A 12,227-nucleotide genomic window follows, 5' to 3' on the forward strand; every position below is an offset into this window, starting at 1 on the left:
GCTGATCTGCCTTTAGGAATTCGGATGGTTTTTGCGAACATTTATTGACACTATCATACCCTCACATCATTATTTGACATGAGGGTATTCTTATTTTAGCCTTTTTTAAATTGTCCTTGACACATGGTCCATTTTATAAATATTGTGATTACCACGTTTTTATTCCTAATCAGGCCCTCAGGCGACTTCGCTATCTTACAATCCCGCGATTAACAAAGTCTTGTTTTAACACCTCTAATCTTTTTGTTCCATCCAGACGTTTTTGTCTCATTTCTTCTTGGATCGCTTTTGTTTCCTCGATACCGTTGACGATGGTCTGCCAAGATTTTTCAAGGGTTTCAATGCTTACAGAACTTCCAGTAGCCAGCTTAGCAACCATCTTTGATTGCAACGCGGTATTTTCAGCATTTCTTAGTAAAAGTTCATTGGTCTTCTCATCTAAGGCACTCATCGCTTTTGCTTGAACAGATTGGCGTTTTAACATGATAGCTTGTACCAAGCATTGCTTAAAGATTGGCATTGTGATCACAAAAGCAGAATTAATCTTGCGTACCAAGTTATAATTACCATATTCAATGGCCTTAATGGTGGGCATACTTTGGACGGCCACATTTTCCGCAAGTTGCAGATCGTAAATTCGTTGTTCCATAATCTCTTGCACCTGCACGAGGTTATTAACCGCAATTTGGTCCAGCCTCTCCCCAGTCTGATCAGCCTTGGCTTGGGCAGTAGGGATAATATTATTCTTAAGCTCAGCTAGAACGACTTGACCGGCGTATATGTATTGCCCTAATTGCTCGTAATAATCACTATTTTTGTTGAACATATCTTCTAACTGTTTGTTAGCAACGCCAATTTCCGCTTCGTATTTTTTCAGAGTGACAAAAACTTTATCAACTTCGTCACCCATTGAGTTGTATTTCTTAAAGAGCGCATCCACTGAATTCTTAGCTTTAGAAAATATTTTTTCTAAAAATCCGGGAGGTTTGTCCTCAAAATCCTTAATATCAAACTTTTCCATGATCTTATTGAGTTGAATTAACAGTTCCCCCGAGTCTTCGACTTTAGTCGACTGCATAGAATGAAGAATTGCATCTGAAAATCTGGACACCTCTTCTGCAGTGTTTTTACCAAACGTCATGATAGAATTTACATCTTCTATCTTAATTTGACGTACAATACTGCGAACCTCCGGGCTTTCCATAACTTTAGCCATAACTTCGTTTTTCTTCTTTTCAAGATCAAATTCTGGAATGAGTGCCGGAACTAAGCTTTTATCCTCAGTTAGTTTCGTTGTAAAACCTTGAATCTCCATTTACTCTCCCCCTTTAATTAAATTGCTGTCATCTTGCTAAGTCTAATGGCTGAAAGATTCGTACAAAGCTGTTGAATTAAGCAATGGTCTGTCCAAAATCCTGCCTATTAATAATATAGCAAAAGTATTGATCACCGAAGTTTAAAAAATCTAGATAAAAGCCCGGGTTTCTGGCTGAGAGCCGTCGGAAGGTTGTTTAAGTCCGGAAGTACTAAGTCATATTTTACTTGTGGAAGCTGATACAGATCGAAAAGACTCGGCTTAATGAAATGCTCAATAGTCCTGTAATTCGTTGGGGTAAAGATGAGAATATCAAGGCCGATAAGATTAAAATAGGCAAGCAGAATGGAATCGTTTTCAGTGAAAGATTCTTTTTTATTATCATAGATAATGATTTTAGGTATTTCTTGAGGATAATCAAATACTTCAATGAGTTTGAGCATTTCATCATCCAACGTTAAAATTGTCATGATTATTTTTAGTTTAAATTTTTCATCTACCGATGTTAAAAACAATTCTGAACAAAATAATTCATTGATTTTCATAATTAGAAAATGCTGTAGCGGTGCTTTAAGATATCCAAACTTGTAATGACTGCTCTTTACTGCCTTGAGCTCATCCAAAAGACCCTGTTCGTCCAATAAATAATTTGAGTGATATAGTTCTTGTTTGGTGTAATTGATCTTCGTAAACGGAACATTTTCCATGAGCCTGGTATTAGGAGCTGTGGAAAGTTCTTTTAGGTCTTGCCAATAAGCATTTAGCTCCTCGCTAACTCCATTGATTTTTGCAAATAAATTAGGTACATACACTTTTTTATTCTGAATTTTAAACTCCGGACGAAGTTTAGATGGTTCTCTCCAAAGTATTTTGAGTTCGTCATAGGTGGTTTTAAGGGTAATAGGCTGTGTCACGTAATTTTCAAACTGCCACGGTTTAAATAGCCCCACCTCTTCACTATAAATCACTTCCTCAATCTCTTTAGAAGCACTATAGGCAATTGTGCTTTTGCGAATCAATCTCTCCCCTTTTGGAAAGGAGTCCAATGGCAAATTATGCTTATTCCTAATAAGATGGGTCAACGTATTCTCCTCATCAAAGATTTGAAACGGCCTGTCTCCATCTTCATCAGAATGCATAAAAAGCACATCGCATCCTAACCTGTGAAAAGCGGTTAGCAGAAAAATTTCATGAGCTTTGATATGTCCATAGAACAAGATTTTTGGGTTATGTTCATAATTAAAGGCCTCGATCCCAGAGTTTTTGTTTAGATTCCTCTTTGGAAATAGTTGGGGAAGATATCGATTAAACCAGCTCATTATTTTCAACGAGAAATTTAAAACTATAGAGATGTTAACATTTTTGTTCTTCTCTGCAAAAAGATTTACTATCTCAACAAAGGTACTTCTGATTGTATTATCCAAAAGCTCATCGTCGGTTTGAGGAAGCATCTTAGCCATAAGGATTTCTTCAACAATCTCAAATCGATTTTGGAACTGATAACCTATAAGCCTATTGGGGATCATATCACTTTCCTCTGCACTCGGAGCAGCAATGCCTTCCATGAATTTAAGATAACAGCCCGACATCTGCAATGATCTATCCAAATTATAGAGACTATTGTAATATTCAGCCTCCCAATCATCTGAAGAGCCAGGCACCCCAATATAACGAACAAAATATACCGGAAGTATGGGGTATGGTTTACCAATATAGCCGCTTCGTTTGCTTAAAGGAACAAGTATCTCCTCAAAAATCGTCTCAGTTCTCTTAAGTTTTACCACTGCTGCCGGATCACTCAAGAAGCTATTATCCAGTTTGTTTTGTTGGGTTGATTGTTCAGTTTTCTTCTTCTCCGATTTAGGCTGGGCAGTCTCAATCTTCCCGTGTTCTACAGTGTTTTGTGCGGGAAAGGCTCCGATCGGAAGTTCATTGGGATATTTAATAATCATGGAAAATTCATTGTATTTATCTATATTATCGAACTTATCTCTTAAAGAGGTATTTAGTACAAGAACATCACACCCTATAAGGGACATTAGGATAAGGAAATAGATTTCATGTTTTTTGGGACTTCCCCAGTAAACTACCTTAGGATTAAAGGGTGATTTCTGGCGAATTTGTTTACCATAATCTCCAAACCAGAGCAAGATTTTAGTACCAAAGTTTACAGCAATACTTAAATTAATCACTTTCTCATTTGTTATATAAAGATTAAGAATTATGCCAAATGCATTTTTTATCTTTCGATTAACTTGGCTATCTGAGCTTAATGAAAAATAGCCCTTTGAATCTAACAGATTTAAAAGTGCTCCATTGCTAAAATCCTTAAGCGGGACTGGCTCAAATATCTTTCTCGCACGGTCGATTATCTTAGAATCAGTACTGACAGGAATTGATTTTTCAAACAAAATGTAGTTGCCCGTTAACTTTAGTTCTTCATCTAAACTAATTATCTCAGAGAGGTACTCTTTCTCGTCATTACATCCAACAATACGATAGAAATAAACATAGGGTTGTGAACCCCTTTCTGTTAAAGGAGACAGTATATCTTTAAAAATATCATTGGATTGTTTTAAGACAGTTCTAGTTTCCTTACTTGTCTCCGTTTCTTCTCACTCCTTTATTCTTGCCACGACTCCCAAATACTCGGTACATAACCTACTGTCGCTTGTTTTCCATTGCGTACGATAGGAGTATTATAAAGACTGGGATTATTCAAGATCATTTCCTCTCTGCCAGCCTCCGAAATAATGTGATCCATATTTAACCTTTTGTAATCCTTAGCGTTAAAATTAATCAAATTCTTTAATCCAACAGCGGTTTTGACACTTTGTAATTCTCCTTTACTCAAGCCTTTCATTGTCAAATCAACAAATTGATAGTTTATCTTTCTCTCTTTAAAATAACGTTCAGCTTTCTTAGTGTCAAAACATTTCTTGACTCCAAATATTTGAATATTCATTCTCAGTTCGTCTAACTCCTCAATTCAATTCTCTAATTAGATTATGGCAATATTCATTATAAGTATACTTCATCTCTCTGATTATTCTACAGTAATATATCTAATTCCTTTATATATGAGAAAATAAGGCTTTACTGGATAAAATAGCATTAAAATGCCCCTGGCCCTTATGGAGAGCGGGGGCATTTTTTTGCTATTATCCCTATTGGGACCAGGGCGTCGGCGATACTCTCCACCGGAGACTATCGTCACCGAAGTAGAATAAGTAACACCCACTTGACGAAGCGGGAGTCTCGGAATTGATTAAAATATAAACTCCCTAGGGTCTAAGTGAACCTCGTAGCAAATCTCTTCCACCGTTTTCTTTTCCACTGGAGCAAATTCCCCATCAGCAAAACCAATAGCACAGCACAACCGGACCACCAAACGTGCCGCTTCAGGTTTACTCGCTAATTTCCCGATCGCTCTCAAGGCTTCAGCCTTACCTAACATACGATCACTCTGAATTCGTTGTACATAGTAATTAAAACGAGAATCTACTTCATTAATATTAATTCCACGCATTTCCTGACTAGTACGGAAATAATCAATAAGCTTTTCCCTTTCAGAAGGTTCGAGCACCCCGTCCGCTATAGCAACCAATGCGCTGCCGGCAACCAAAGCTTCTGTGAGATCTTTCCCCATATATTTGTTCACAATGCTTTTAGCATTTTCAGTTTGCTTTTGCAACCACTCTGCGGTATTTGTATTACTGCCCGAATTCCAGCGTTCCTTGCAGCTTAAACAGACAAATTCCACATTTTTGCTTCCAATAAACCCAGCCAACAACCCTACTGGCCCCAACAAAACACCGCCAATTGCAGCCTTGCCAAGACCAAACCCTTTCTTTCCCGCAGTTACCTGATTCGAATGGCAACGGGGACAGACCATTCCACCTTGATGGCCGGCATTCTGAGCTTGTACGTAGGATTGTGAATTATTCTGGCCATATGATTGAGGACTGTTTTGTCCCTGAGAATTATATTGGTTGTTTTGGGGACTGCCGTAAGGAACAGCAGAGCTTCCTGTTCCCTGATTTCCAAAGTTAGCATTTCCAGTATTTCCATAACCAGAGTTAACTGAAGGATTAGCACCTATAGAGGATTTTTGTTCTTCTTCAACCTCCAACCCAAAATTATTGCAAAGAGCAGCTAACCCCCCTTGAAATCCACTTCCAATAGCATTGAATTTCCACTCCCCGGCATGGCGGTAAATTTCAGCGGCAACAATAGCCGTTTCCACGGAGAATTCCTCGCCAAGTTCATATTTGAGCAATAATTCGTTCGTACTGGCATTTAGAATCCTTACATAAGCATTCTTGATATCTCCAAAACTTTGCCGTTTCATTTGCGCGTCATTAATAGTAATAGTAAAAGAAATTCTCTCGATATACGCAGGCACTCCTGACAGATTGATGCGTATCTGCTCGTCATCCCCCTCCCCTGAACCCTTCTTATTATCCCCGCTGTGATTTACGGAACCTTGGCCGCCAAAGGGATTATTATAGAAGACAAAGTCACTTTCATCCTTTACCTTACCATTAGATCCAATCAAAAAAGCCGATGCATCTAAATCAAAACTATAACTGCTAGCTGACGGATTTGAAGCCCAACCTAGCCCGACAATTATTTCCTTTAAGTTCGGATTGCTTTTTGTAAGGTCTACTTTTTGCCCCTTGCTGAGTCTCACTGCCATTGCTTTTCCACCTTTCTATTCATACCAGTAGTGCCTGAACTTGCATAATAAATCTCTGTCTGTAGAGTCGCCATTAAATAAACCCTTCGAATAAATGCATTTTACCATATTAAGCCAAGCACAAGCAAACTTCGACGCAAAGCCCCTCTGTGCCTGAATAAACCGTCATATTATTCTCTTATATTTTTCGGATGTGTATTTTATCATGAAATATTAACGGACATGTATTAAGAGTGGTCTCTTGAACTTCTCGGAAATGTCATGGCGTAATCAAATAATCCCAGTAGAGATAAGCTATCTCTACTGGGATTATTGACAAATCATATATAAGTTATCTGATACTACTATTAAACTATATATTTTTTAAGATTAGCAACATTCGTTACTTATCATCGATAGAGCGATAATTATCAATAAATTCTTGAGGGAGTTTCTTAATTAATAAGACCGGTATATCTGACTTGTTAAGCACACTGTGAGCCAGACTTCCGTAAATCAGACCCTTTAAACTATTAAGTCCTCGCGTTCCCATTATTATTAACTCGAAGTTCTTTTTTGTTGCGTAACTGAGAATTGCCTCACTGATATCTGGTATATTGTAATTTGAATAAATAACCTGACGATTGACATTTTGACCTTGTTTAGAAAAAATATTATTGGTTGTTGCAAGAATTTCAGAGTACTCCCTTGCCTGATCTGAATTTTCATCTATTAAGTGTTCTACCCAATCTGTGTTAGGGTTAGAAGACCAAGTTTCCAACAAATTGTAATCTCCTTCAATAGACCCTTGAACACTTTCATGTATATGCAATATTGTTAATTGCATATTGGATAAACTAGAAAATAAACTGGCAGCGTATACAGTTGCCGAAAAAGAATGCGGTGAACCATCCGCGTAAAGAAGTACCTTAAGAGATTTCGAGTCAATCATGACAATTCCACCTTTAAAACGATTTAAGCTCTATTATATCATAATTTAATATATGATATAATAGCAAATTAATGATAAATGCTTGTTTACAAATCAAAGGACAGACCTAAAAAACACACGCCTTTGGATTTCCATTGGACATGTGTTTTTTAATTCTGCTTTATACTTAGTGATTGCAGACAACTGCTAGTACTTCATATAGCTCTGGGGAAGCTTATTAACTAACATCATAGGTATAGGGGAACTATTAACTAAACACCCGAAAAGCAAAACCTTCAAAGTGTTAAGTCCCCGTGTACCCATAATAATCAAATTATAAGAGTTTTTTGCTGCATAATCATAAAGTGCCTCTAAGGTATCTGAAATACCCGGATTGCAATATATCACAACATAACTGACATCCTCGGCTCTTTCCGTAAACACTTCGTTAGTTTTGGAAAGAATCTCATTATATTTGTTTTGAATCGAAGAACCGGATCTTCCAAAAATACGATTTATCCAATCAGAGGTTGAGCTTATTGGCCATTGATATTCAGTCCCTTTAACATTACCTCTTGCCAGGGCCCATGTTACTAGATCCTTTGTATCGATCCAACTATATTCCGTAATCTTTGAATCTTCACACCCTTCTCGTGCCTGGACAACGGTCAAATGCATATTGGGCATATTTCTCAAAAGTGTTGCCGTATGAACGACCGCGTAAAAAGATTGCTGTGAGTCATCAAAATAGAGGAGCACATTAAACTTTGGATGATTCAAATCAGTCACCTCCTCACTAAAGATGGCACATGGCATCATGCAGGTGGCATTACTAGAAACTGACATTATTAATCCAAATATTTAGTCGATCCTTGTTCTCAATAATCTTTTCAGCCAATTTTATACCAACATAATGATAGTAATTTTCGCCGTCTTTCCTGCAGAAATAATTGTAAGTGTCAATAAAGTTAGCACTTGCTCCAACTCGGTGAAGTAAGGGAATTATATTAGTTTTCTTAATGTCAAAGTTCTCAATGGATCTTTCAAATTCTTCTCCTAGGTTAGCGGTACTCCAAGCCTTAGGCCCCTTTTCAGGCTTGATCTCATAGACACGCCTCAAGAATTCATAGGCAAAAGCACCTAAAGAAATTAGGATTTTTGGTTTATATTCAAAGGCAATATCCCTGAATAACTCAATTTCTTTATCTACTTCAGGTCCCCACCAATTTAGGGTATTCGGAACTATTCTGCTGTCGCAAACAGCATTTCTGAAATAAATATTCGCAGTTTCAATTCTTGTATTCATTTCTCTATAAACTTTGTCCTGAATTTCATCTAATACAGGTGTCCAATTGTCGTGGCTTATAGGGTGTTTGGGATTAATTAATACCCAAATGGGATAACTTCTTTCCCCCGAATCTCTCTTCATCATTTCTCAATCCCCTCATCAACAGAGTAAGGCTATCAAAAACAACGGGATATGAAATGCCTTTATACTAGAAAAGTAAAACCTTTTGCTGCAACTAACAAGTCTCTAATTGTGCCACTAATTGCAGCAAAAGGTTAAGTCTCATTGTATTATTGAGTTTAAAATATCGGGTCTAATAATCGCCGTAGAACGACAATTCATCCTGGTAATGCGCTTGATTCTATGCAGTTTTCTTCTTCGCTTTAGCTACGACAATTCCAAGACCATCAAAGAGATAATAGAGGCCAAAGCCATACCACACGGTATATATAAGGTAGAAACTGAGCAAAAAGGCGAGACTGAATTTATTCTCACTAACCTTCTTAATTTCGACTCCGTAATAGTTGTAGGCAGGTTCAAGGGCCTTTTGCTGCACTTTAACCAAGTCAAATTCTTCTTGAAATTGTGATTTGGCTTTTAGGGCTGCGTCAATTTTCTTCAGAGAGTTGTTCCAGTTATAGGTTGCTTCGCGACCGTCGTATCCATATTTTTTTCCCAATGGTTGACTATCATTGTGATACATGAAATCGCTGTCAGCCACCACGGCCCCCAGAATTTTACCATAATCCCCATTGATGGTCAGCGAAGAATCCTTAATTGTCACATCGGCACCTGCAGCAGTGTACAACTTACCCCATTTTACAGCATCTTCAGGCGATGAAGCTTTAATTGTCAGGTTGATGTTTTTTCCGATATGACCATCAGCAACTTTTTGAGACTCATCGATAAAATAGGCTGAACCCTTAGACAAGGAGTTAAACATATCATCCGCGTATTGCAGTCCATTCCTGCCGTTACCAAAGTTTGGAGACATCATTCCTACATAACATAGTACAAAAGTTAGAAGCATTGAAACACCGATCACAAAAGTCTTTTTGTTTCGAACTATACTCATTGAGAAACACCTCCTTGGGTGACGTTAGTATCATACTCTTCAGCAGCCTCAGCCCGAAGTTTGGGAATATTTCTGATAAATGTGCTAATAATCCAGAAAGCAAAGATCGAAACTAGGCCGAAGAATAACCATACTCCAATCTTGGTAATTAAAGCACCCGAGGCGGCAGACAGAGTGATATACCCCATCTGGGTTAATTTTTCCGGCAGTGCGAAAAGTCTGTTGACAAAGCCCGCCAATATAGCTAATGCATAGAAGGCCTTGATCTGTGTCCCAGGGACTACTTTAGTAGTAATAGCCCCGATCTGGATGCCGAATAAGGAACCCAGCAGCATTCCCATTGCTAAGGTATAGAATACATATCCATAGATAGCGTACTGTGCAATAGAGCCATAACCAGCTGTGAAAATTATTTGAAATATATCTGTCCCTACAGTGGTTGCGGTGGAGATACCCAGTCCGTATACAAACATTGGAAAGGTTACAAAACCGCCGCCAACACCCAGTATCGAAGCTAAAAGGCCAGTCACAGCTCCGCATGCTGCTACAAAGAAGCCAGAAATCCTTCGCCCGCCTGGGACTACGTGATCATCAAACTTAATCATGGGAGCTAGGTTAATGGCTTGGAGCTTTGCTCCAAGGGCCGTCATCTTTTCTGGGCCGCCATGTGCATCTCCGCCGTCTTTAGGTGCATTTTTTCTCATACTCAGATACTCGCTCATCGCAAAGATCCCTAGGAATCCTAATAGAACCACGTAGATAGAACTTATTACAAAGTCGCTCATTATAGGGTTGAAATTATATAATGCACGATTTATCTTACCTCCGCCTGTGACCCCTAAACCAGAACCAATCAGAAAGGCGATTGCTAGACCAGCGTGAACATTACCCATCTTCTTATGCAGGGTTGTTCCCATGATAGCCTTCGCAAAGATGTGAAACATATCAGTCCCTACGGCCAATATCCCCTTTACACCCAAACTCATCAGTGCCGGAGTAATAACAAAGCCGCCACCTGCTCCTATGCACCCGGTAATAAGTCCTGCTATAACGCCCACGGCTATGGAGCCATAAAACGTAGCAGGTGAAAAGTAGGAGGGACCGAAAGCTGCTTTCCCTCCGATAAAGGCAGGCAGTGTTGCTGCCGCATGAGCCATCGCCGGAATGAGTAAGGGCAGAGCCATTACGAACAATATCAGTAGCTTCTTCCGGTTTTTTACAATGTTAAATGAAGTCTCAATTTCCCACTGGGCATGAGCCCTGGCTGCGTACATAAATGAGTTGTATAAATTTTTCATAGTCGTTTCCTCCTCCATAGATCTTCACTTTCGATCGGAGCTAGAATACCGTGATTATTCACCCTCACTTTTTCGAAATTTGTGATATAATGATTAATGAGAAATTTTCTTTTGCGGCCTTTTATTGGCTGCTTTTTTTCTTGAAAAGGTACCGCTTTACTTCGTAGCAGGACTGACCGATAGTCACTTGCCATTTTCTATTTTCGGAACAATACCTAGTATTACCCGCTGCGAAATGAAGACAATGTTATCCGATCCTCTTCAATTATATTGATAATCCCAAATCTAAAAGCTGTTTACTAACCTCTCCTTTCTTTTAGATTGCTTTCACAAGTAAAGAGTAGCACTGCGTCCGAAAGGTGTCTATAGCGTATCCATATCCCTATAATCAGTCATTCTTATATCCAGACTGCTTGATACTTCTAAAGATGTTGGGAATCGAGCTCTTTCTATAATTCAGACAAGCTCAGTTACTATTTGACGATCTCAATTACTATTTAATTGAGATTTTGATAATAGAAAAATTAATACTATTTCCTTATGAGTTTTTATGCCTTCCCCCTATCAAAGTTCTTCCAGTGAGTTAGACCTTAATGTCTAAAGCATAACAAAATACGCCACGTCAGGCACATAGTTAATATCCCAATGACTTTTTACATAATAGAATTAGAAGTCCGACTATTGATAAAGCAGAATATTTCATACACTGGTTTATTAAATACAGAAAACAATCCATTATAATAAAAATCCCCAATATAAACCTTATACAAATTTCAAAGATAATTAACCAAATCAAGTAGTTTCGTTCATTACCTTCTCTTTATCAATTCTGAAACACCCACTTCTTGTGGTGTTCCTTATTACTTCGCTGACGATAGTCTCCATCCTAGGGCGCGATGTATTCGTTACGGGCAGTGCGCTATCGACGATAATCTCCACCAGAGACTATCGTACTGAAGACTTACATCGCCGAAGTCTCGATGTTCAGTTTTAGCTGAATGAGGTCACTTACTTGTGATATGATTTCTTATAGTGAGAATTATGTCCTTTATTAATTCGTTACATAATTCTTCTTACGCAAAAACAGAAGTGCAGCACTGCCACACTTCTGTAAAGCTCAAATTTCTGTATTATTTCATTTCTGCGCAATCTTCAGAATTGGTGTTGATCTGTAAATATCAAGAAGATCTTGAGGAAGACTCTTCACCATCAATACTGGTATTGGAGACCTGTCTTGTAATGAACTCGCTAAACTTCCAAAAATCAAACTTCTTATAGTTCTAAGTTCTCCTGTACCCATGACTATTAGCTCAATTGACTTCTTTCTTGCATACTCGATAAGTGCTTCTACCGTATCAGGAATATTCGGATTACAATAGATTACCTGGTGATGAACATCCACTGCTCTGATTTTAAATATATCCATAACATCCTGCATCCAGTCCAAGTTTGGATAGACCGGCCCAGAATTTAGCCAGTTATTTTCACTTTCCATTGAGCCGTTATTGCTTTCTTTCAGCTTCACAATGGTTAAATGCATATTCGGCATATTCACCATTAGAATGGCTGAATATATGACTCCAAAAAAAGCAAACTGAGACTCATCCAAATAAAGAAGCACCTTAAACTTAGATTCATTCAT

10 protein-coding genes are annotated in these 12,227 nt (G+C 38.3%); all 10 read right to left on the bottom strand.

Annotated features, from left to right (window positions below; translation table 11 throughout):
* Positions 1 to 190 precede the first annotated feature (190 nt).
* Positions 191 to 1,315: a toxic anion resistance protein gene (locus LJE72_RS09715; RefSeq protein ID WP_229247386.1), complete on the bottom strand. Its 1,125-nt coding sequence runs from the start codon at positions 1,313 to 1,315 to the stop codon at positions 191 to 193.
* Positions 1,316 to 1,446: 131 nt separating this feature from the next.
* Positions 1,447 to 3,876, bottom strand: a complete 2,430-nt coding sequence (locus LJE72_RS09720) for a YceG family protein (protein ID WP_229247529.1) — start codon at positions 3,874 to 3,876, stop codon at positions 1,447 to 1,449.
* A gap of 62 nt (positions 3,877 to 3,938) precedes the next feature.
* On the bottom strand, positions 3,939 to 4,280 hold the full coding sequence (locus tag LJE72_RS09725) for an arsenate reductase family protein (RefSeq protein ID WP_229247387.1): 342 nt from the start codon (positions 4,278 to 4,280) through the stop codon (positions 3,939 to 3,941).
* A 303-nt stretch (positions 4,281 to 4,583) separates the two neighbouring features.
* A complete protein-coding gene (locus LJE72_RS09730; protein ID WP_229247388.1) occupies positions 4,584 to 6,014 on the bottom strand; it encodes a TerD family protein in 1,431 nt (476 codons plus the stop codon).
* A gap of 382 nt (positions 6,015 to 6,396) precedes the next feature.
* Positions 6,397 to 6,945, bottom strand: a complete 549-nt coding sequence (locus LJE72_RS09735) for a universal stress protein (protein ID WP_229247389.1) — start codon at positions 6,943 to 6,945, stop codon at positions 6,397 to 6,399.
* Between the two features lie 186 nt (positions 6,946 to 7,131).
* The gene (locus LJE72_RS09740; protein WP_229247390.1) at positions 7,132 to 7,704 is read right to left on the bottom strand and encodes a universal stress protein; all 573 of its coding nucleotides are present in this window, start codon (positions 7,702 to 7,704) and stop codon (positions 7,132 to 7,134) included.
* A 52-nt stretch (positions 7,705 to 7,756) separates the two neighbouring features.
* The gene (locus LJE72_RS09745; RefSeq protein ID WP_229247391.1) at positions 7,757 to 8,356 is read right to left on the bottom strand and encodes a hypothetical protein; all 600 of its coding nucleotides are present in this window, start codon (positions 8,354 to 8,356) and stop codon (positions 7,757 to 7,759) included.
* Between the two features lie 217 nt (positions 8,357 to 8,573).
* Complete coding sequence (locus LJE72_RS09750; protein WP_229247392.1) at positions 8,574 to 9,287, bottom strand: hypothetical protein; 714 nt, start codon at positions 9,285 to 9,287, stop codon at positions 8,574 to 8,576.
* Positions 9,284 to 10,585, bottom strand: a complete 1,302-nt coding sequence (locus tag LJE72_RS09755) for a sulfite exporter TauE/SafE family protein (protein WP_229247393.1) — start codon at positions 10,583 to 10,585, stop codon at positions 9,284 to 9,286. Before LJE72_RS09755 ends, LJE72_RS09750 begins: the two co-directional genes overlap by 4 nt.
* Before the next feature lie 1,135 nt (positions 10,586 to 11,720).
* Positions 11,721 to 12,227, bottom strand: a complete 507-nt coding sequence (locus LJE72_RS09760) for a universal stress protein (RefSeq protein WP_229247394.1) — start codon at positions 12,225 to 12,227, stop codon at positions 11,721 to 11,723.

The organism is Desulfosporosinus shakirovi (genome assembly GCF_020595055.1).
GTDB classification, from domain to species: Bacteria; Bacillota; Desulfitobacteriia; order Desulfitobacteriales; family Desulfitobacteriaceae; genus Desulfosporosinus; species Desulfosporosinus shakirovi.

Coding starts and splice junctions, on each gene's coding strand:
- LJE72_RS09745 (WP_229247391.1), bottom strand. CDS start 8,356: ATGATGAAGAGAGATTCGGGGGAAAGAAGTTATCCCATTTGGGTATTA.
- LJE72_RS09730 (WP_229247388.1), bottom strand. CDS start 6,014: ATGGCAGTGAGACTCAGCAAGGGGCAAAAAGTAGACCTTACAAAAAGC.
- LJE72_RS09760 (WP_229247394.1), bottom strand. CDS start 12,227: ATGAATGAATCTAAGTTTAAGGTGCTTCTTTATTTGGATGAGTCTCAG.
- LJE72_RS09750 (WP_229247392.1), bottom strand. CDS start 9,287: ATGAGTATAGTTCGAAACAAAAAGACTTTTGTGATCGGTGTTTCAATG.
- LJE72_RS09715 (WP_229247386.1), bottom strand. CDS start 1,315: ATGGAGATTCAAGGTTTTACAACGAAACTAACTGAGGATAAAAGCTTA.
- LJE72_RS09725 (WP_229247387.1), bottom strand. CDS start 4,280: ATGAATATTCAAATATTTGGAGTCAAGAAATGTTTTGACACTAAGAAA.
- LJE72_RS09735 (WP_229247389.1), bottom strand. CDS start 6,945: ATGATTGACTCGAAATCTCTTAAGGTACTTCTTTACGCGGATGGTTCA.
- LJE72_RS09755 (WP_229247393.1), bottom strand. CDS start 10,585: ATGAAAAATTTATACAACTCATTTATGTACGCAGCCAGGGCTCATGCC.